The organism is Photobacterium sp. S4TG1 (genome assembly GCF_036040035.1).
Taxonomy (GTDB): domain Bacteria; phylum Pseudomonadota; class Gammaproteobacteria; order Enterobacterales; family Vibrionaceae; genus Photobacterium.
Genome location: NZ_JAYXUH010000017.1, coordinates 1 through 20767 on the forward strand (window position 1 = coordinate 1; position 20767 = coordinate 20767).

Sequence of the window (20767 nt, forward strand, 5' to 3'; positions counted from 1 at the left end):
TTAAAGAACGTTGACTTTCAATGCCTTAGCGTCTTACGCTTCAGCAAGTCAGGTGGCGTATAATACGCACCATCAAAATAAAGTCAAGAAGAAATTTTAGTTTAAAACATCTTATTGACTCTCTTCTCACTATAGAAGTAAAAAGAAAATATTTTTTGCAAAACAATCACCTTGATATTCATCGAATTACAAACTAATTATTTAATTTAAAGCTAGTATCAAAAGTTTGAACTTGATCGGCTGTTTAACCGTACCGCCTTTCGATGGAGCCGCATTATAGAGACTTTGATCACTCTGACAAGCCTTTTTGAAAAAAAATAATGTAATTGCTGATTATTTCATCTAATGTGAACTATGTGTCTGTAATAAGCTCATGCGAGTACATTTATACTCAATTATTATTAATTACAGACCATTAAAATTGGCATCATTGTAAGCTTGATGTTAAAACACCCATTAACGCATTCTTCTCTTTCCCTTTTGAGATGTACTTAAAATATGAAATCAAATAACCAAACCACAATAACAGTGATTGCGATCGCTATCATTGGCGCCTTAATCTTTAGTATGTTCAGTAGCACTCCACCAGCCATTAGTTTTGCGCTTGGTGCGATGCTAACAGGATTAGCGTTACGATTTATGCAAGAACATAAAAATCCTGTCCTCGATGAATTAGATCCTTCTCAAAGTAGCAAAACCCTTTATGTTGGCAACCTTCCTTACCGTGCTAATGAGAGTGACGTAAAAAACCTTTTCGCTGAGCATGGTGATGTTTTTGCTGTGCGCCTTATGAAGGATAAACGCACAGGTAAACGTAGAGGCTTTGGTTTTGTTGTTATGAATAGTCAAGATGCAGAACATGCTATTGATCAACTCAACAACCAGGAATATGGCCAACGCACCCTAAAAGTACGTGAAGCTAATGAGCCTAAAAATGCGGATAGTTTAGATCTTGAATAATATCTAATTGCATTTCATTTAAGCTTTTATTCAGCGCCGCAACATCTGATGTTGCGGCGCTGCTGTATGTAACGTTCTTTATCGGCGGCGTTGTAGTTGTCACTTCGGCTGGTAACGCTAATAATAATGCCACGCGCTTAGCAATAGCTTTACCTGAATCGATAACATTTACTTGATGTTTTAGCGCCAATAGGATTTCTTGTTTTATTAGTGGAAAATGCGTACACCCTAAAATAATACTATCTACAGTACCTTGCCATGGCGCTAAGATCTCTGTTAACTCTTCTATGTCTACAGACTTGCCACGTAGTTTCTGCTCCGCCATTTCGACCAACCGAGTGGAACCAATCATCTTAACATCACAGCCATTAGCAAATTGTTGTACTAATTGGTGAGTATAAGCTCGATTAACCGTTGCCGGTGTTGCTAATAAACCAATCGATTTTGTTTGGCTAATCAATGCTGCAGGTTTTATCGCGGGAACAACACCAACGACGGGTATTGTTAACTGCTGACGTAACGAAGGTAAAACGATAGTGCTTGCTGTATTACAAGCGATAACTACCAAATCAGCCTGATATTGATTCGCTAATAACGTCACAATATAATTGGTGCGCTTTATTAATGTTGCATCATCTAATTCACCATAAGGAAAAGCGGCATTATCGAAAGCGTAAATAAACTGTACTTGAGGTAGTAAAGCATGGATCTCTTGATACACCGATAAACCGCCTACCCCTGAATCAAAAATGACAACCTTTTTCACTACCACTTACCTTATTACGATATCGAGTCGTTATGATACTGCGATGAGCCAGTCTCTACCAGTGCATAGCGTTGATAACAAAACCGTGCATCAGTTTCACACCCTAACCATAACAGATTAAGTGGTTGTCGATAAAAAGGCCCATCGACGACTAACGAATGAAATTCACCATTTTCACCACAGAGATCAGCGGTCAATGGTAATTCAGTTAATAATTGATGATCAAACCAACGTCCACAGAAATGCGTCTCCAATTGGGTACTATCAACAGTCACTAATTTCGTTTTAATGCCGCATTCAATTATTTCATTCGCTAGCTGATGACTGGGTTGTCCAAGTAATGGAAACACACAGGCCCAGCCGGCAGGCTCAATATATTGCCGACGATAATCAGCAATACCGTTACAAAACAAATCGCCAAACGCAACACAATCAAACGCTAGCTCGCAATTTTTTAAACTATTTACAATCGTCTGTTGATAAACATTATTAGCAGGAAACACCTTCGGTAATTCAATTAACACCAAAGGTAAACCGATGAGTAAGGCTTGTTGTTTAACAATCTCAATTGGCGTTGCTTGAAACGGCACCTCGCTACCAACATAAGTTGTATAAAGCCCAACAACCTCATAGCTAGGATCGTTAATTAACCGCCATAACGTTAATGCTGAATCTTTGCCCGATGACCAACTAACAATCACGCTTCGTTTCATATTTATCACCATTAAAAAGGCCGCACAATGGCGGCCTTAAACTATAAAAAACTTTGTCTTAAAACTGATAATTAAGGCTAGTGTAAAAAGTCCGTCCCGGCATTACATAACCGCCAGCCGTTTCGTAATCTTCATCAAGAAGGTTAGCGACTCGACCTTTTAAAGCAAGCTTGGGTTGCAACCAGTATGTTAATGCAATATCCCACGTATCGTATGCCGATAGCTCTGTATCAGAAATATCTGGACGTTTACCATGGTACTGGTACGTCACTGCGGTATCTAGATCACCATAACTTGCCGTACCTACCCATTTAAATGAGAATTTTTCACGACGTATAAGCTGTTGACCTTCACTATCTCGAGGATCTTTAAAATCAAAGTTTAACTGGTGAGTAATAATACCTGTATCAAAGTCAGCTTCGACTTCAATACCTTTAATTTTACTTTCCCCTTTAACATTGTCATACGATGGTGTGCCACCAACATACTCAATTAAATCATCAATACGCATTTGGTAAGCTGTAACTGCAATACTCGCGATGTCATAGTCAGCATGTAGCGAGACATCGATATTTTTTGATGTTTCGGGGTTTAAATTAGGGTTACCCGTTGACCAAGCACTTTTAACGTAAAGTTGGTAAAGATTAGGGGCTTTAAATGCTGTGCCATACGAACCACGTAACTGAATATTATCATTTAAATACCAGCCACCAGCAATATTATACGTTGAATGGGTACCATACTGCTGATTATCATCCAGACGAACACTGGTTTCGATGCTAACCGGGGAGTAATCCCATAAACCAATCGCATAATAACCGGTATTATCGCGTTCTTTATTACCTGCAAATCCCGTAAGATCATTCCATTGCTCTTGGCGCCAATCAATACCGCCACTCACTGACAATGTTGATAGTAATTGATATTGGTTGTGCCATTGAACATTACGTTGGTGATATTGGTCCTTACGATTAACGGCGTTAGTTTTATCGATCAGATCAAGGTTGTCTTGTTTTTGGTAATCAAGAATCAGTGATGACTTATAGCTATCCTGCGCATATTTTAAACCCGCAGAATAATCATTAAATTCGGTTTCCGATCTCACATACTGATGGCCAGAATACACACTTGAACCATCATATTGAGAATGATTTTTATACCAACGAGTTGCGACAAAACCTGATATTTCATCGGTAAATTGATGATGTAATGCTAACGATGCATTACGGCTATCAAAACCATGTTTATCACCATCATTTAAGCCCGGTTGAGGATGAACATTATAACCATCATCGTTTTCATAACCGGCAGCTACTTGTAATACGCTTTTATCACCAATCTTATACGCGCCAGATACATTTGCTTCTTGATAATTATGACTACCAAGGCCTAAATCCAATTTTGTTTTTGAAGGCATATCCGTTCCAGTAAGAGTAATAATATTAATCACACCACCGATAGCTTCAGAACCGTAGATAGCTGCGCGAGCACCACGAGTAAATTCAATACGTTGAACTTGGGTTAATGGAATTTGATTAAAATCAACGTTACCCGCTACAGAGCGCGCCATTCGAATACCATCAACTAACACTAGCACCTGATCAGAATTTGTTCCGCGCACCATGATACTTGCGAGTTGACCACGACCACCATTTTGAGTGATCTGTACACCTGGTAATAAACTCAGCACTTCAGTGAGTGTTTTAGCTTGTACTTTATCGATATCTTGACGAGTGACAACATTAAAAGGTGCCAATACCGATGTTACAGGTTGTTCAACACGGTTAGCCGTTACCACCATCACATCATCAGATGGGGTTTCCGCTGCAAATGAAGCAAAAGAAGGGAGACACAACGACGCTATCGTCGCTGCTAAAAAGGATTTTTTCATTACAATTTTCCTAAGTCGCGTTTATAACAAAGCAATATGCTTGTCTTACTGGTTGGTATTCGGACTTAAGAGCATGACCATCAGGTCGCCTAGGCAACAACTTCCCATTGCCACTATACTAAATAATGCTGTAATTATTTGCAGGGAGTATCAACAGTGTTTGGATTACATCCATGTGCGTTCGTTCTCTATTACCGCTGCGCGTCAGTTACGGATTCACACCGTATTCCCGAGCCTTCCAAGGCTTAACCAGCACAGCGCGAATGCTAGTGTTGTATTGCTTTTATGTCTAGTTTTGTTTGGTATTAGTTATAAAATTTTGGATACATAAATATTTTAATTTGGATCAACACTGGACATCAGTGTGCAATACAATAAAATCTGCGGTCTTATTTTGAGCAGTCGAGGCACACACTATGACATCCACCGTCCTTAATATCGCTGATTACCAGCCACAGTTGGATGAAAAAGCAGCGCGTATTCAAGATCTACTTAGCGATTTTGAAACGCCTGAATTGGAGGTGTTTGCCTCTCCTGCAGAGCATTACCGTATGCGTGCAGAATTTCGTGTTTGGCACGAAGGCGAAGAGCTGTATTACATCATGTTTAATCAACACACACGTGAGAAATACCGTGTTGATCAATTTCCAGCAGCAAGCCGCCTAATTAACGATTTAATGCCAATGTTGCTTGACGCAATCAAACCGATTAAGACCTTACGCCACAAGCTATTCCAAGTAGACTTCCTATCTACTTTAAGTGGCGAGATTCTGGTTTCTATGCTTTACCACCGTCAGTTAGATGACGAATGGACTGCGGCTGCAAAAATATTAAAACAACGTTTGAACGATGAAGGATTTAAATTAAACCTTATTGGTCGTGCGCGTAAGATGAAAATCGTCTTAGATCAAGACTACGTCATTGAACAATTAAAAGTTCATGATAAAGCACTGACTTACAAGCAAGTTGAAAATAGCTTTACCCAACCTAACGGTGAAGTCGCACAAAAGATGTTGGAGTGGGCAGTTGATTGTACTCAAGACAGCGCGGGTGATTTACTGGAACTGTATTGTGGTAATGGTAATTTCTCATTAGCACTAGCACCAAACTTTGAGCGAGTGCTAGCAACAGAGCTGGCAAAACCTTCAGTTGATTCAGCGCAATACAACATCGCTGTAAACAATATTGAAAACGTGCAAATTATTCGTATGTCTGCAGAAGACTTTACAGATGCAATGGCGGGTAAACGTGAATTCCGTCGTCTAAAAGATCAGAATGTTGATTTGCAAAGCTATAACTGCAACACCATTTTTGTCGATCCACCACGTTCAGGTATGGATGATGGTACTTGCCGCATGGTACAAGGCTACGACAATATAATGTACATCTCATGTAACCCTGAGACATTACGCGATAATCTGGCGATTCTAACTGAAACTCACAATATCACTCGATTTGCTTTATTTGATCAATTTCCATATACCCACCATATGGAAGCCGGTGTATTACTAGAGCGTAAATAAGCAGTGATCCTCAAAAGATAAAAATAAAAAAGGCGCTATCAGCGCCTTTTTCTTTTTCAAATAACAGCAAGTATTCCTTACGCTGCTTTTTGCTCTTTCTTATCCATTACACCCATTTTATATGACACCCAAAATAGCAACGCCAATGTAATCATTAATGGAATGAAATTTGATCCCATATCAGGGTATTCAGCGCGAAGCAGTGCTGCATAACCAAATATACCAACAAAGAAACATGCACTAGCAAGCGCAGGGACGCCTTCAGCCATAGGTTTGCGCATATATTCTTGATATAAACAGTACACTGCCATAGCAAATGCCAAAACAGGGAAAATAGAGAATGTTACATAACTTGAAAACAATACCGCTAAAGTACCGTAACCACAAACACCTGTTATTACAGATAAAATTAGTGTCTTACGCTCAGCTTTAAGTTGTTGCTTTTCCATATATACTTCACCAAATCAAAATAAGATTATAGTTTCTGCCTGAGCTCTCGACGCTCACGCTCTTTGCGGTACCAATAAGCACCTTTTGCAATCATTCTAAGTTGCATAATCAGTCTTTCTGCATGTTCAGCGCGCGCATGACAATCAAGATCCAGCGCCTCAGCACCAGAGCTAAAGACCAATGTTACTGACGCTTCAGCTTGCGTATAAGCTTCTTCATGAGTTACCCCAGTTTTCGCTTCAAGATACTCAGCCAGTTCAGCCACAAAATGTTGTATTTCTCGTACAACCGCAGCACGAAAAGCTGTTGATGTACCAGAACGCTCACGAAGCAGTAAGCGGAATACGTTAGGACTACTTTCAATAAATTCCATAAAAGTCTCTACCGAGGTACGGATCACGCTGCCCTCAGTAGCAATACGTTGTCGAGCTTGACGCATTAATTGACGAAGAATTAAACCGCCTTCATCAACCATGGTTAACCCTAACTCATCCATGTCTTTAAAGTGACGATAGAATGACGTTGGAGCAATACCCGCTTCACGCGCAACTTCACGTAGACTTAAATTAGAAAAACTTCGCTCGGCACTTAACTGGCTAAAAGCGGCATCAATTAATGAACGCCGAGTTTTTTCTTTTTGCTGAGCCCTAATTCCCATCAATTATCTGCTTCTCTGTGATTTTATTACAATGATACTCTGTTTACACAGTAACATCTGCGCCATAGCAACGACGCGAGACTCTCACATAGTAAAGCGAGAGCGCGACTGACGCAAAGCCAGATTGAGATCAATTACGATTTTACGTCACAAAACGTGGCGCTGGTTTAATAACCAATCTCGATCCATAGCGATTGATTAATGATAAAAACTTCGTGAGCCGCTTCGAGATATCGTCATTCCCCCCTACATCGTTATCTGGTAAATCGTTACCATAATGTTAATGTAAGATGGAAAGACATAATCAAGGAATGACTTTATGACAAATAACCTACCTGCTTCTCAAAACCATTTTGATGTCATCATTATTGGCAGTGGCCCTGGCGGTGAAGGGGCGGCAATGGGGCTAACGAAGGCTGGATTTAAAGTCGCAATTATCGAACGCGAAGACAGTGTCGGTGGCGGATGCACCCACTGGGGAACCATTCCTTCAAAGTCATTACGTCATGCCGTCAGTCGTATTATCGAATTTAATCAAAATCCGCTGTATTGCAATGACACCTCAACTCTCCATCGTACCTTTAGCCAAATATTACACCATGCAACTAAAGTTGTGAGTAAACAAACCCGTATGCGACAAGGCTTTTATGATCGCAATCATTGCCACATCATTCACGGTGAAGCGAAATTTATTGATTCACACAGCGTCAGTGTTACCACCCTTGATGGCAGTATTGACCATTTCAGTGCTGAGCGATTTATTATTGCTACAGGCTCTCGTCCTTACCAACCCACCACCGTTGATTTTACGCATCCTCGTGTTTATGACAGTGATTCAATTTTACAATTAGCCCATGATCCTCGACATATTTTAATTTATGGCGCTGGGGTTATTGGCTGTGAATACGCGTCTATTTTTAGAGGGCTTGGGGTCAAAGTTGATTTGGTTAACACTCGCCAACGACTATTAGAATTTCTTGATAATGAGATGTCTGATTCGTTGTCTTATCACCTTAGTAATACGGGTACTATGGTTCGTAATGATGAGGTTTTTGAAACTATTGAAGCTACAGATAACGGGGTTATTCTGCACTTGCAATCAGGTAAGAAAATGCGAGCAGATTGCTTACTGTATGCCAATGGCCGTACCGGTAACACTGACAAACTAGCCCTAGATAAGGTCGGTTTAGAGGCTGATTCTCGTGGGCAACTACAGGTGAACAATAGCTACCAAACCGCAGTTGAGCATATCTATGCCGTGGGTGATGTTATAGGTTACCCTAGCCTAGCCAGTGCCGCCTATGATCAAGGACGTTTTGTCGCGCAAGCGATCAGTACCGGTAAAGCGCAAGGACAATTAATTGCAAATATTCCAACCGGAATTTATACCCTGCCAGAAATCAGTTCTGTCGGCCAAACAGAGCAACAGTTAACCGCAGCAAAAATTCCTTATGAAGTAGGTCGATCGCAATTTAAACATTTAGCTCGAGCTCAGATCGCAGGAACAGAAGTCGGCAGTTTGAAAATATTATTTCATCGTGAAACCAAAGCTATTTTAGGTATTCATTGCTTTGGTGAACGAGCGGCTGAAATCATTCATATCGGCCAAGCTATCATGGAGCAAAAAGGAGAAGGTAATACTATCGAATATTTTGCCAATACTACCTTTAACTATCCAACCATGGCAGAAGCGTTTCGCGTTGCGGCATTAAATGGCCTTAACCGTTTGTTCTAGAATCACCATTGATAGTCTCTTATTGGTGAGCCATAAATAACAGATACAAAAAACGGAACCATTGAGGCTCCGTTTTTGTATGCTATCGATAGTGTAATGAACTATTCTATTCTGCGTTCATTAAGCGATCATCTGCCGTTAGAATCGATGCCCACGGTAATTGTTCATCGCCAAGCACAATAAAGTTTGGATTTTCTAAAGTCTGACGCTGGTTATAAGATAATGGCATTATATGGGTATTAAAAATACGTCCGCCCGCTTCTTCAACAATACATTGAGTCGCAGCAGTATCCCACTCACCCGTAGGCCCTAATCGTAGGTAGCAATCAGCGCCCCCTTCAGCAACTAAACAAGCTTTTAGCGAAGCAGAGCCTAATGCAACGAGATCATAATGATATTGGCTATCAAACCGCGCCTTAGTGGTATCAATATCTTGTCGACGACTAATGGCAATGGTTAACCCATGTAATGGTAACTGATGTTTCGTCGTTGAGATCGTACAGGTTTCACCAGCCGCAGTTATTTTATATGCCCCTTGACCTTGCGCCGCATAATACGTTACACCAGATACAGGTGCATACACCACTCCCATTATCGGCTTATTATTATCAATTAACGCGATAATTGTCGCGAAATCACCACTACCAGCAATAAACTCTTGAGTACCATCTAGGGGATCGATTAACCAATAACGGGGCCACTGACTACGTTCCGCTAATGATATTGCAGTGTCTTCCTCTGACAGTACGGGAATGTCAGGGGTTAATTGGGATAATCGCTCAATCACTAATTTATTAGCCGCTAAATCAGCGCTGGTTACTGGCGTATTATCTGATTTAATTTGCTGCTCAAACTGTCCTTGCTGATAAATATCCAAGATCAATCGACCTGATTCTTGGGCAATATCGATAACATCACTAATAAGATGATTTAATGTCATTGGTTATTCCTCGCAAGCTAAATACTTCAGCGCTAAAAATAAGGCACTGATACTACGTGCTTCGGCGAAATCTAGGTGATTAAGTAGTTCTTCTGCTTGAGCTAATGGCCACCGTACAATTTCTAATGGCTCTGGCTCATCACCTTCTAAACGCTCGGGATATAAATCTTGCCCCACAAACAGTGTCATTCGGCTTGAAAAATACGATGGCGCTAAAATCACTTCTTTTAGCGGATGTAATCGCTGCGCTCCAAAACCTATTTCTTCTTTTAATTCACGGTTTGCCGCTGCTAATGCACTTTCACCAGCATCAATTAATCCTTTCGGAAAGCCTAATTCATAACGCTCAGTTCCTGCAGAATATTCACGAATTAATAATAGATCACCATCAGCTGTGACGGGTACGATTAATACCGCATGACGCCCACTTGGCTGCATACGCTCATAAGTACGCTCAACACCGTTAGAAAAACGTAAGTCCAATGATTCAATTTTAAAGAGTCGTGATTGTGCAACAACTTCGGCTGCTAAGATTTGGGGTTTATCTTTGCTGATCGCCATTAATAAGGCCCTAATTTAATGAAAAGCATTACCAGAATAAGAAAAGCTTACGCGAATTAAAAGCAAATAATCATCAGAAATAACAAGGCAGCCGTTATCGACTGCCTATTATTAATAATTTTATGATTAAAACAGTAACCAACGCTACAAACGCCCTGAATAATTCAGCAGATATTGGCCTTTAGTATTCGGATCACCTAACCATTTCAATTGTGCCGTTAATTTTTCAGGGAACGTTGCCCCGGGCTTAAACCAGCCATCGACTTTATATTGGCGGTTAGTGGCTAAATTAGCATGCCAGTTACTACTCACATCAGCCGAGGTTTGTTTGACTTTAGCGACAATCGCACCTTTATCACATCTAAGATCAGCAAAAACAGGCCCTGCTTTAATCGTCCCCATCGGTGTTTCTGCCGCACCTTGCACCCAAGCTAACGTCGCATCAAGAGTTTTACAATAAGGAGCCGCATAATGATAATCTCTAACCGTTAGTTCTAAATTACCATTGATAGATACCGGCACTGGAAGCGGCGCTTGTGATACGGCTTGCGCAGCAGGCATCGACAACAATAGTTTTTCAGCAAATGGACCCGACAAGCTGTAACCCACTAAACCTTGCCCTTGTAACTGCCATTCACTACCTTTACCAAAACGAACATTAAACGCCAATTCGCCTTGTAATAGGCTCCCTAATTGCATGTTCCACTGCAATCGCCCTAAAGGTTGATTTTGCCAACGTACATTCGCTGCTGATCCTTGCCATGGTGTACCTGATATCCCTTCTATCGCGAGACCTTGTATTTTAGGCGCATACTGCCACAACCAACTGGCAGGAATATGAGTGACTAAACTTGCTATAAATACCGCACCAAAACTGGCACCAATCGCTAATTTAAATTTCACGCTTATCCTCGCCCTAACTGCAAACGGTTAACTTCAACCATACCGTTTTTATCGGTTTTTGAGAGATCAATAAATTGTGTATTAATACCGAAATTCTGCTGCAAATACACCAACCAATTAACAAGCGTATCAAATGGCAGAGGCTGCACCCACACTTGTAACGCATCGTTACGTGGCTGCATTCGAATCAAATCAATTTTAAATCGAGTCGTGGTTTCATTAATAACTTGGTTAAGCCCCTCATCACTAACATTTACCGTTCCACCCGCACGTTTAAGTGCCGTAATTTGATTCGCTTTATGCTCAACCCAAGTTAATAACTGGCGCTGTTGATTAATTTTATTTTGAGCATCAGCTGCACGTTGATTTAATGGTTGCCATACTCCCCAATAAAGAATCGCAATCACTAACGCACTGCCAGCCCCAAGCAGTAAATGCTGCTCTCGTTGACTGAGGGCTTTCCACCATGACTTTATTTCTGCCATTAGGCTTTTCTCCTCAACACCACAGCGCCACTGACTAAATTATCTTGTTTGGTTAACTGACCTTGATCAACTACAAACTGGGTCGCTAATGCACTACGTAATTGTTCAAAATCTTGAAAGCCTGCTGCCGTTGCTTGCAGGCGTAATTCGCCTCGAGTTTGATCATATTTAAGGTTAACAATCTTGATTGTTGGCACTTTCGTTAACGCAGGCTTTAATTCACTTAACCACATTAGCATGCCATTTTGTTCACCATGGCCGCCTAAACTTTTTAATGCCGCATTCATTTGATTTTTCAAATAACTCTGCGAAGGAATACGTTTAAACTGTGGCAGAACTTGACGAAAAATACGTTCACTTTCAGTTCGATACGCATTCGCTTGTTGTTCTAAACGCTGCGTAGTTAGTACTTGCTCACCAATAAGCACAATTAAGACTACCGCAGCCGTGATGACGACTTTGCGCCATGGCTGTAGATGCTTACGCCATGCAGCTTGTGGTTTATACGGCCCTGATAACAAGGTCGCTTTAGACTCTGCCGCTCCTATCGCCAACAACTGCATCACTAATTCCGGCGCTTGTGGTTGCCAACGACCCGGTATATTCGCAGGTGCTGAGGTATAGTTATGAATTGTCACTTGCGCCAAGCTTTCTGTCGCTGCAACAATGGATTCAACTTCTTCAGCTAACCGTTCAGCTTCAACCTCAACGGTAATATCATCACTATCGTCATCTATGTTATCGACTGGCGTTTCAACAATTATTGGCGCTTTTTGAGCGGTGATCCACGCACCTAACCAACTTGAATCGGCACAAACCCCCATGGCTTCTGATTGTCGAATAAGCCACTGCCCATCAATTTCAGCCGCGCTATAGCCCTCATTAAACAAGGGTAAACATAAACAATCTGGAATCAGCTTTTTAAGTTCAATACCGCATTCACTAAATGCAGCTAACCATGCCTCTATTTTTTGATGTTCAATAATTGCAACTGTCGCAATATCGTTATCGCGTTTCAATAATTGCACATGCAAACTATCAACATCTTGAGCCAGCTCTTCTTCAAGTAGATACGGTAATACCGCCGTTAACTGACGGCTACTGCCGGCAGGAATCGCCACTTGCGTTAACAGCATCTCACTGGTTGGTACTAAACCATAAACAGGACGAGTAACAGCATATTCAGTTAATTCACCTAGTTGGTTAATATCAGCTAACTGACCCGAGGCTATCACTTCATTTTGCAGTGGCGACCAGACTAGCCATTGCACCGGCATTTCCGGCCGGCTACTTAGCCTTATCGTCAGAAATTCGCTCACGGATTCCTCCATACTGGCGACGAACGACCGTCACCTTGTTCTTATCATCACGATTAAATAATGCCACGGCTCGCACTCGGGCACGGTCTACTTTTATTTCAGCATCTAACAAAAAATAATGACTGGTAACAGTTAAATATTTTTCCATTTCAGTTGCCGTCTTATCTTTTCCTGAATCGGCACTATCCGCTGGTGATTGTGGCACTAACTTCATAAAATCAGCAACACTGTCCCACACGGTATGCTTATTATCACGATCACGGATGATTTTTTTCGCATCATCTAATGATAACGACGGCGCAAATAAGGCAGACAGCAACACTGCTTGTTTTTCGGTAATGGTATTCACATTAAGCAACATCTCATCGGTCGGTAACGCACAGATTAACCCTTTGAGTTGCTGATAAATTTTATTCGATACACCGTTAATCGCTCTAAACTCACTGCCATCAGCCAGCCAATCATTGGCGGTTACATAAGGAGGCTGAAAGCTTTCATAGGTACTATCTTCTGCGCCGTAAGCTGACTCAACTGTCGTGTTATCATCCACAAACTCCCAACTTGAATCTGCGATCACTTCAGCTTCGTAGTCATCTACTCCTGATTCTGTAAGAATGTTTTGTAAATACTTCACTAAAAAAGGCTGCTTACTACTACCAGCACTCGCCTTAATATTTTTAAAAGCATTTAGATTAAAACAGGTCTGTTTATCCGTTAAATTGCCACTGATTACCGCATTACTGTCTAGAGGGTAACTTTGCTCACCGACAGCCCATGCTTGGGTTAAGTTTACGGTTTTACTGTCTTTCAGGCTTTGTTGTAATGCTTGTGATGCTAATGCTTCAATTCCTAAGCTGTACCAATAACTTTGTTGATGCTCGACTTGGTTTTGAACGCGATGAAAATTGAGTTGCAACCGCTCAGTCATTTGTACCGCTAACAAACTCATCAAGGCAACAAGCAATAACACCACAATCAGTGCGACCCCGCGTTGCTTTATCATCCCTCTTGCTCCTGCTTGTTACTCGTCAACGAAGAAGTAGGTAATAAATAAATCCGCTCAATCTCACCCAATTTTTTTAAAGTCATGATGACTTTGATACCCGCAGGCAAGCTCTTGGCTTTATTCCATTTCTTGTGCCATTGTTTATCATAATAAAATTCAAACTTTAGATCGGTGACCCCCGTTAGCAACACTCGTACCAACGGTTTATCTCCAGTCACAGTATCTGGGTAACGAAACCATACTCGCTCTAAGTTATCGTCAATAATGCGATAACCGACACGAGTAACATCACCTCGAGGAAACATTGCTTGTGGGTTTTGCCAGCCACCACGAACAAAGGTGATCCCTTCACTGCTTGAATCTAATAAATATTCACTTGCCTGTAGAATATTATCCGTTGGCTTTTCTGCATCAGATCTAAATTTGCGCGCCACAATCTGCCGAAAATCATTATCCATCATAATCATGGTGCGTTGAATGGCTTGTAAACGTTGATTGTGATCTTTAGATTGTGTATCACTGCGCAACACATTGGTTAGCACTTGATTGGCAGATAAGCTCAACATCGCAAATACCGCAATCGCCACCAAAACTTCCAACAACGTAAACCCTTGTTGACGACGATAATTAATTGCTGACATAGGTCTTTACCGTAATAACTGAATGTTTGCGCTGCGAATCAGTAGCCACCGAGACTTCAATTTGGCGCAAGAGTTTCTGTTGCGTTTTAGTACTAGTAACAGTCCAATACCATTCTCGATCAGCTAAGGTTGATTTACCGCGCTTAACTGAGCTTGGGTACTCGCCACTTAAATACAATTGCGCTAACTCATTATCTGCCACCATTGACGCCAGCGTTTTCTGTTCTAAATAACCTAAGCTATTTAAATTTTGACTGACCGCTCGCACCACACTTAATGCTGCGACGGCAAAAATAGCTAACGCAACCAACACCTCTAATAATGTGAACCCTTGTGAGCGTTTCATTACGATCGATCCTGCGCTGATAATGCTTGCTCAGATAGATATTGTTCTAATGTTTGTCCTGGGGCTAATAACACTAAATTCCCCACTTCATCTGCAACAACTTGCCAAAATTGGTGTTGTTTATCGACTTCAAAACTAACCGTAAATGGCGTGTATTCACCACTCGCCATCACCACAATTTGTGGTGGTAATTGTTTCTGTTCCTGATCAGACTTTTTAAATATGTCATCATTTTTAAACATTGAATCAGATTTAAAAAGTCGGTCCTTATCTTTCCATGCTCCGCCAATAGCTACAGTTACCGTAATACCGGCCTCAAGTTTGACATCGGTAAAAAATTTAACGTCTTCTAGTGGCTGCCAACCATCTTGAGTTAACTTTAGAAAATGGTATTGATGGGGTTCGATACGAATACCATAATCGACCCCATTTAACATTGCATCTTCACCCAAGAGTTGAGCTAAATGATGAAAGCGTTGTGCCTGTTCTTTGACCTCATCACGTTTATTATTGGGTAACGTCGATACCACAGCGACTGCACTGGTGGCTAATAACACTAACACCAACATAATTTCAATTAGAGTAAAACCTGCATTCCGTTTCATCATTATTTTTAGCTTTATTTCTTGTAGTTCAACATGTTCCAGTTGCCGATATCTGTATTGATACCGTCACCGCCTTCTTGACCATCAGCACCAAGACTAAAGATATCAACCGCACCGTGTTCACCAGGCATCACGTATTGATATTCATAACCCCATGGATCTTTAGGTAGACGCTTAATGTAGCCACCATCACGGTAGTTACGTGGTTCAGGTGACGATGATGGCTTAGTAACCAACGCATCTAAACCTTGATCTGTGGTTGGAAAGACGCTGTTATCCAACTTGTACATTTCCAATGATTGTTCTAAAGAACTAATATCAGTTACCGCTTTTTGTTGGTCTGCTTTTTCTTTATTTCCTAATAGGTTTGGCACCACTAAGCTTGCCAATACCCCTAGAATCACAATAACGACCATTACTTCTAACAGCGTAAAACCACGTTGTTTTTGTTGCATTATTTACCCTCCAAAAGAAAAATTACATTCCAACCATATTGTTTAATTCAATAATCGGCATCAAGGTCGCAATAACGATAAACATCACCACCCCAGCCATCGCGACAATCAATAACGGCTCAAACACCCCTAATGCCATATTCACTAATGATTCAAAATCACGATCTTGGTTATCCGCCGCGCGAGTCAGCATTTGCTCAAGCTCACCACTGCGCTCACCACTGGCAATCATATGTAGCATCATCGGCGGAAACAGGGCCGTTTTTTCCAGAGAAACCCGTAAGCTAGCCCCTTCTCGCACTCGATCTGCCGCATCTAAAATTTTCTTATTAACATAAGTGTTAGTCATCACATCTGATGCGACTTTCATACCATCTAATAATGGAATCGCACTTGAAGTACAAATAGAGAGTGTTCGAGCAAAACGAGAGGTGTTCAACCCCCGTGCAACTTTACCAATCACAGGCAGACGCAAGATGGTACGGTCCCACTTCATCCGAAAAGCGGGTTTTTTAAGGGCGGTTTTTATTACAGCAATTAAAGCCACAATCACAATCACCACCAGCAATCCCCAATGTTGCACGAAATTACTGGCGGCTAATAACACCTCAGTAATAGCAGGCAAGCCTTGGTTCATTTGTACAAATTGATCAACAATTTTAGGCACCACCGTTGCCAACAAGAACGCCACCACCGACACCGCAACCAACGTCAGCATCAGTGGGTAAATCATCGCTTGTTGAAGCTTGCTGCGCATTTGTTGACGATTTTCACTGTAATCAGCTAAGCGATTTAAAATAGTATCCAAATGCCCTGATTTTTCACCCGCCGCCACCATGGCGCGGAATAATTGATCAAACACATGCGGGTATTCCGCCATACTGTCAGCTAAGGTATAACCTTCAACCACTCGTGAGCGCACCGCGAGTAAAATATTTTTCAACCGCGGTTTTTCATTTTGTTCTGCAACAGCCTTGATACATTCTTCTAAAGGCATTGAAGCTTGTACTAAGGTTGCTAACTGACGCGTAATAAGTGCTAACTCATTGGTACTAATACCGCGTTTAAAAGTAAACTTACTTGGCGCAGAAGCTGTTTTTTTACCTTGGCCTGAGGTTTGATTAACTTCAATCGGCACGAGCCCTTTTTCACGTAGCTGCTGCCTAACTTGACGCGAAGTATCGCCCTCTAGCACACCTTTTTTATGGCGGCCTTTGGCATCTAATGCTTTATATTCAAATGCCGCCATTAGCTTTCCTTGGTCACGCGCATCACTTCTTCAAGGGTGGTTATCCCTTGGCGCACTTTATCTAAACCATCATCACGAATACTAGGTGTGGTCTGACGAACGTACTTTTCAATCGCTTGTTCACCAGCTTCCGCATGAATCAACTCTTGTACACTTTCATCCACCTGTAAAAGTTCATGAATACCCGTACGGCCGCGATAACCTTTGAAGTTACATTTGTCACAGCCGCAAGGGCGATACAATGTCAGGCTATCTGTTGCTGCTAATCTAAACAGTTTCTTCTGCTCAGTATCAGCTTCATAAGGTTGACGACATTCAGCACATAAAGTACGGACTAATCGCTGAGCTAGTACACCCAATAGCGATGATGACACCAAGAAAGGTTCAATACCCATATCACGTAAACGAGTGATCGCGCCAACGGCAGTATTCGTATGCAGGGTTGATAGCACCATATGGCCCGTTAATGAAGCTTGAACGGCTATCGCTGCAGTTTCTAAATCACGAATCTCACCAATCATCACCACATCCGGATCTTGACGAAGAATCGCGCGCAAACCACGTGCAAACGTCATATCAACTTTACTGTTTACTTGCGTTTGCCCAATACCATCGATATCAAATTCAATCGGATCTTCTACCGTTAGAATATTGCGCTCTGCACTGTTTAGCTCTTGCAAGCCAGCATATAGGGTAGTTGATTTACCCGAACCCGTAGGACCGGTAACCAAAATAATCCCATGCGGACGATCAATGATTTTTCTAAATGCTTCATGATTAGCCGCAGTCATACCAAGGCTATGTAAATCAAGACGTGTGGCATTTTTATCTAATAGACGCAATACCACCCGTTCACCATGTGATGACGGCATGGTTGAAACCCGCACATCCACCGCTCGGCCACCGATACGTAATGAAATACGACCATCTTGTGGTATCCGTTTTTCTGCGATATCTAATTTCGCCATGACTTTAATACGCGACACTAACAACGGCGCTAATTTACGGCTCGGCTGTAATACTTCTCGTAACATGCCATCGACACGAAAACGAATCGACAATACTTTTTCAAAGGTTTCAATATGAATATCAGAAGCCCCTTCTTTGATAGCCTCAGCTAACATCGCATTGATCAATTTAATGATTGGCGCGTCATCTTCTGATTCAAGTAAATCTTCAGTTTCAGGAAGTTCTTCCGCTAACGAGAAAAAGTCATCACTATCAGAACCTAAATCTTCCATTAGCTGGCGCGCTTCTGATGAATCACGTTGATAAGCATCAGTTAGCTTTTGCTCAAACTGCGACTCTGATAGTGCAACAGGATAAAAGCCCTCGCCAACCACTCGACGTACTTCTGCTAATACAATTGCGGATAATTGACCGCAATAATATAACTGCCATCCTTGTTGATTGGCTTCAATCACAACATGATGGCGCTTAGCAAAAGAAAACGGCAATCGAAATAAGACTGCGGTTTCTAACGCCAAAGACTCATCTGCCATTAGTGTTTCTCCAATTGCGATACAAACGCACGAACTTCTGCAGGCAATGCCATGTCATCACCATATTTTGGAATAACTGGCATTTCAGCATCCATCAAACGCATACCTTTATCGGCTTGATACAACTGTTGAGCGCGAATATAGTTATATTTACGCTGCGTCATACCATCGGCACTCATGCCATCACGTAAAATCGTTGGACGAATGAAAATCATCAAGTTGGTTTTTTCAGTTTGATTATTGGTCGAACGGAATAACGCACCTAATACTGGAATATCACCTAAAATTGGCACTTTTTGCTCTGATTCAAGGGTCTTCTCTTGCATCAAACCACCCAGTGCAATCATGTTGCCATCTTTAACTAATACTGACGTTGTTAGTTCACGTTTATCAAATCGAATATCAACTGCACCATTTGCATCGGCAACTTGTGATACCACTTGCTCGATCTTCATTTGTACCGAGTCACCCTCATTAATTTGCGGGGTCACTTTCAGTTGAATACCAACATCTTTACGTTCTACGGTCGTAAATGGGTTATCGTTATTTGATCCAGTTTGCGAACCTGTCGTCACTGGCACTTCTTGACCGACAGATAAATTCGCTTCTTGGTTATCCAAAACGGTCACGTTCGGTGTTGATAGTACATTCACATTTCGGTTAGCTTGCACGGCAGTTACCAATGCCGTCCAATCACCCAATGCAATTGCAGCCGCTGCACCTTTAACACCACCAAGGAAGGTTGCCATTGGTGCTAAATCACCACTTTCGGTAGTTTGGTAAGTGTAAGGTTTACCATCAGAATCGTAACGTGTTTCTGTAGTGGTAGTATCTTTACCTGCTTCTTGGGCTGATAATAATCCCCCAATTGGTGCACTGCTGTTACCAAACTGAACCACACCACCATCTTCAGAGCCCCACTGAACCCCAAAGTCGACCCCTTCACCTTCCTGTACTTCTACAATCATTGCTTCAATGTGGACTTGAGCACGACGAATATCCAGTTGAGAGATAATGGATTCAAGACGCTTCATCACATCAGCGGGTGCTGAAATAATTAACGAGTTCGTTGGCGCATGAGCAGAGATCATCACATCATCTTTATTTAAGCCCTGACTTTGTCCACCACTGCCTTTCGTTGATGCTTGCACATTCTCAGATACCCCTTTAAGGACATCGACTAAATCCTCAGCTTTGGCATATTTAAGATAAAACACGCGGCTATTGCCACTGACAGCCATCTCTTTATCTAAACGATGAATCAGATTTTTTAAGCGTTCGCGTACTTTAGGATCACCAGAAATTAATACTGAGTTAGTACGTTCATCGGCAACAGCTTTAGGAATAAGAAAGCCCGGAGTTGATGATGCTTCAGCACTTTTATTCAACGAATCAATAATGCGGACCATTTCTGATGCTGATGCATTATTAAGCGATACCACGGTAACGTCTTTATTACCCGCGCGATCAACGCGCTCAATGATTTCAGCTAAGCGATTAACAACCGCAGCACGACCCGTAATCATAATGATATTAGCAGGATCGTAATGCACCACATTACCCGCACCAGCATTATCATTTAGCTGGCGTAATAATGGCGAAAGCTCACGTACTGAAACATTCTTCACCGCAATAACACGGGTCACAACCGCATCGCCAGGAATGTTTTTATCATTCGCGCCAACCACTGGAATTGCCGCAGTTTTGGCATCTTTGTCACGAATAACTTTCATGACGCCATCTTCCATGGTCACAACAGCATAACCATAGACATCAAGCACATTAAGGAAAAAGCGGTAATATTGCTCTTCATTCAATAAGTCATAACTGCGCACATTGACCTGCCCACGTACAGCCGGATCAATAATGATTGTTTTATGCAAGGTGCGGCCAACAATATTGATGAATTCTTGAATGTCAGTCCCTTTAAAGTTGGCACTTAATTCATCAGCCATTGCTTGACTACACAACAAGCCACTCGCTAACAATAGGGCACTTTTTCCCATCCATTTTTTCACAAAAAACTCCTGCGTAATCGCATATTCATTTCAAGCTAAGC

General features: G+C 41.7%; 21 protein-coding genes and 1 riboswitch. Of the genes, 3 read left to right on the forward strand and 18 right to left on the reverse strand.

All coding sequences use genetic code 11. The annotated features are described in order from the left end of the window. Positions 1-498 precede the first annotated feature (498 nt). Entirely contained in the window at positions 499-960 is a 462-nt protein-coding gene (locus VXS03_RS16380; protein WP_327764966.1) for an RNA recognition motif domain-containing protein, read from the forward strand. Here VXS03_RS16380 and murI read toward each other — a convergent pair. Genes murI through btuB form a run of 3 tightly spaced genes read right to left on the reverse strand, consistent with a single transcriptional unit; the run spans position 929 to position 4330 of the window. After that, positions 929-1726 (reverse strand): glutamate racemase, encoded by a 798-nt coding sequence (gene murI / locus VXS03_RS16385; protein WP_327764967.1) that lies wholly within the window; start codon positions 1724-1726, stop codon positions 929-931. The two genes, VXS03_RS16380 and murI, sit on opposite strands and share 32 nt — an antisense overlap. 14 nt (positions 1727-1740) lie before the next feature. Continuing rightward, the gene (locus VXS03_RS16390) at positions 1741-2439 is read right to left on the reverse strand and encodes an ATPase (protein WP_327764968.1); all 699 of its coding nucleotides are present in this window, start codon (positions 2437-2439) and stop codon (positions 1741-1743) included. 58 nt (positions 2440-2497) lie between these two features. Beyond that, the gene (gene btuB, locus VXS03_RS16395; RefSeq protein ID WP_327764969.1) at positions 2498-4330 is read right to left on the reverse strand and encodes a TonB-dependent vitamin B12 receptor; all 1833 of its coding nucleotides are present in this window, start codon (positions 4328-4330) and stop codon (positions 2498-2500) included. A gap of 33 nt (positions 4331-4363) precedes the next feature. Beyond that, a riboswitch (cobalamin riboswitch) is annotated at positions 4364-4599 on the reverse strand. Between the two features lie 147 nt (positions 4600-4746). Here btuB and trmA point away from each other — a divergent pair. Continuing rightward, complete coding sequence (gene trmA / locus VXS03_RS16400) at positions 4747-5853, forward strand: tRNA (uridine(54)-C5)-methyltransferase TrmA (protein WP_327764970.1); 1107 nt, start codon at positions 4747-4749, stop codon at positions 5851-5853. 77 nt (positions 5854-5930) lie between these two features. On the opposite strand, the gene VXS03_RS16405 is transcribed toward trmA, so the two are convergent. Beyond that, a complete protein-coding gene (locus tag VXS03_RS16405; RefSeq protein WP_327764971.1) occupies positions 5931-6302 on the reverse strand; it encodes a YijD family membrane protein in 372 nt (123 codons plus the stop codon). A 26-nt stretch (positions 6303-6328) separates the two neighbouring features. Continuing rightward, entirely contained in the window at positions 6329-6961 is a 633-nt protein-coding gene (fabR, locus tag VXS03_RS16410) for an HTH-type transcriptional repressor FabR (RefSeq protein ID WP_036788361.1), read from the reverse strand. Between the two features lie 319 nt (positions 6962-7280). On the opposite strand from fabR, the gene sthA reads away from it, so the two are divergent. Next, positions 7281-8696: a Si-specific NAD(P)(+) transhydrogenase gene (gene sthA / locus VXS03_RS16415; RefSeq protein WP_327764972.1), complete on the forward strand. Its 1416-nt coding sequence runs from the start codon at positions 7281-7283 to the stop codon at positions 8694-8696. A 106-nt stretch (positions 8697-8802) separates the two neighbouring features. Here sthA and cysQ read toward each other — a convergent pair whose 3' ends face one another. From cysQ to gspD, 13 genes are all read right to left on the reverse strand, one after another. Further along, complete coding sequence (gene cysQ, locus VXS03_RS16420; protein ID WP_327764973.1) at positions 8803-9636, reverse strand: 3'(2'),5'-bisphosphate nucleotidase CysQ; 834 nt, start codon at positions 9634-9636, stop codon at positions 8803-8805. A gap of 3 nt (positions 9637-9639) precedes the next feature. Then, positions 9640-10197 (reverse strand): ADP compounds hydrolase NudE, encoded by a 558-nt coding sequence (gene nudE, locus VXS03_RS16425; protein WP_327764974.1) that lies wholly within the window; start codon positions 10195-10197, stop codon positions 9640-9642. A 144-nt stretch (positions 10198-10341) separates the two neighbouring features. Continuing rightward, positions 10342-11100 (reverse strand): type II secretion system protein N, encoded by a 759-nt coding sequence (locus tag VXS03_RS16430; protein ID WP_327764975.1) that lies wholly within the window; start codon positions 11098-11100, stop codon positions 10342-10344. A gap of 2 nt (positions 11101-11102) precedes the next feature. Then, positions 11103-11585: a type II secretion system protein M gene (locus VXS03_RS16435; protein WP_327764976.1), complete on the reverse strand. Its 483-nt coding sequence runs from the start codon at positions 11583-11585 to the stop codon at positions 11103-11105. Continuing rightward, complete coding sequence (gspL, locus tag VXS03_RS16440) at positions 11585-12904, reverse strand: type II secretion system protein GspL (RefSeq protein ID WP_327764977.1); 1320 nt, start codon at positions 12902-12904, stop codon at positions 11585-11587. The genes VXS03_RS16435 and gspL overlap by 1 nt, the downstream gene beginning before the upstream one ends. Further along, entirely contained in the window at positions 12873-13907 is a 1035-nt protein-coding gene (gene gspK / locus VXS03_RS16445; RefSeq protein WP_327764978.1) for a type II secretion system minor pseudopilin GspK, read from the reverse strand. Before gspK ends, gspL begins: the two co-directional genes overlap by 32 nt. Then, complete coding sequence (gene gspJ / locus VXS03_RS16450; RefSeq protein WP_327764979.1) at positions 13904-14551, reverse strand: type II secretion system minor pseudopilin GspJ; 648 nt, start codon at positions 14549-14551, stop codon at positions 13904-13906. Before gspJ ends, gspK begins: the two co-directional genes overlap by 4 nt. Beyond that, complete coding sequence (gene gspI, locus VXS03_RS16455; RefSeq protein ID WP_327764980.1) at positions 14538-14897, reverse strand: type II secretion system minor pseudopilin GspI; 360 nt, start codon at positions 14895-14897, stop codon at positions 14538-14540. Before gspI ends, gspJ begins: the two co-directional genes overlap by 14 nt. Then, positions 14897-15505 (reverse strand): type II secretion system minor pseudopilin GspH, encoded by a 609-nt coding sequence (gspH, locus tag VXS03_RS16460; RefSeq protein WP_327764981.1) that lies wholly within the window; start codon positions 15503-15505, stop codon positions 14897-14899. The genes gspI and gspH overlap by 1 nt, the downstream gene beginning before the upstream one ends. Positions 15506-15516: 11 nt before the next feature. Beyond that, on the reverse strand, positions 15517-15957 hold the full coding sequence (gene gspG, locus VXS03_RS16465; RefSeq protein ID WP_080158874.1) for a type II secretion system major pseudopilin GspG: 441 nt from the start codon (positions 15955-15957) through the stop codon (positions 15517-15519). A 22-nt stretch (positions 15958-15979) separates the two neighbouring features. Next, the gene (gene gspF / locus VXS03_RS16470; RefSeq protein WP_327764982.1) at positions 15980-17206 is read right to left on the reverse strand and encodes a type II secretion system inner membrane protein GspF; all 1227 of its coding nucleotides are present in this window, start codon (positions 17204-17206) and stop codon (positions 15980-15982) included. Continuing rightward, positions 17206-18708 carry a type II secretion system ATPase GspE gene (gspE, locus tag VXS03_RS16475; RefSeq protein ID WP_327764983.1) on the reverse strand — a complete coding sequence of 501 codons (1503 nt, stop codon included), beginning with the start codon at positions 18706-18708 and terminating at the stop codon, positions 17206-17208. Before gspE ends, gspF begins: the two co-directional genes overlap by 1 nt. Then, positions 18708-20726 carry a type II secretion system secretin GspD gene (gene gspD, locus VXS03_RS16480; protein ID WP_327764984.1) on the reverse strand — a complete coding sequence of 673 codons (2019 nt, stop codon included), beginning with the start codon at positions 20724-20726 and terminating at the stop codon, positions 18708-18710. The genes gspE and gspD overlap by 1 nt, the downstream gene beginning before the upstream one ends. Between the last annotated feature and the right edge of the window lie 41 nt (positions 20727-20767).

Bases quoted from the DNA above. Each gene is read 5' to 3' on its own strand.
- gspE (WP_327764983.1), bottom strand. From the start codon at position 18,708: ATGGCAGATGAGTCTTTGGCGTTAGAAACCGCAGTCTTATTTCGATTG.
- cysQ (WP_327764973.1), bottom strand. From the start codon at position 9,636: ATGACATTAAATCATCTTATTAGTGATGTTATCGATATTGCCCAAGAA.
- gspI (WP_327764980.1), bottom strand. From the start codon at position 14,897: ATGAAACGCTCACAAGGGTTCACATTATTAGAGGTGTTGGTTGCGTTA.
- btuB (WP_327764969.1), bottom strand. From the start codon at position 4,330: ATGAAAAAATCCTTTTTAGCAGCGACGATAGCGTCGTTGTGTCTCCCT.
- VXS03_RS16390 (WP_327764968.1), bottom strand. From the start codon at position 2,439: ATGAAACGAAGCGTGATTGTTAGTTGGTCATCGGGCAAAGATTCAGCA.
- VXS03_RS16380 (WP_327764966.1), top strand. From the start codon at position 499: ATGAAATCAAATAACCAAACCACAATAACAGTGATTGCGATCGCTATC.
- gspH (WP_327764981.1), bottom strand. From the start codon at position 15,505: ATGATGAAACGGAATGCAGGTTTTACTCTAATTGAAATTATGTTGGTG.
- trmA (WP_327764970.1), top strand. From the start codon at position 4,747: ATGACATCCACCGTCCTTAATATCGCTGATTACCAGCCACAGTTGGAT.
- nudE (WP_327764974.1), bottom strand. From the start codon at position 10,197: ATGGCGATCAGCAAAGATAAACCCCAAATCTTAGCAGCCGAAGTTGTT.
- VXS03_RS16435 (WP_327764976.1), bottom strand. From the start codon at position 11,585: ATGGCAGAAATAAAGTCATGGTGGAAAGCCCTCAGTCAACGAGAGCAG.
- fabR (WP_036788361.1), bottom strand. From the start codon at position 6,961: ATGGGAATTAGGGCTCAGCAAAAAGAAAAAACTCGGCGTTCATTAATT.
- gspJ (WP_327764979.1), bottom strand. From the start codon at position 14,551: ATGTCAGCAATTAATTATCGTCGTCAACAAGGGTTTACGTTGTTGGAA.
- VXS03_RS16405 (WP_327764971.1), bottom strand. From the start codon at position 6,302: ATGGAAAAGCAACAACTTAAAGCTGAGCGTAAGACACTAATTTTATCT.
- gspG (WP_080158874.1), bottom strand. From the start codon at position 15,957: ATGCAACAAAAACAACGTGGTTTTACGCTGTTAGAAGTAATGGTCGTT.
- sthA (WP_327764972.1), top strand. From the start codon at position 7,281: ATGACAAATAACCTACCTGCTTCTCAAAACCATTTTGATGTCATCATT.
- gspF (WP_327764982.1), bottom strand. From the start codon at position 17,206: ATGGCGGCATTTGAATATAAAGCATTAGATGCCAAAGGCCGCCATAAA.
- gspK (WP_327764978.1), bottom strand. From the start codon at position 13,907: ATGATAAAGCAACGCGGGGTCGCACTGATTGTGGTGTTATTGCTTGTT.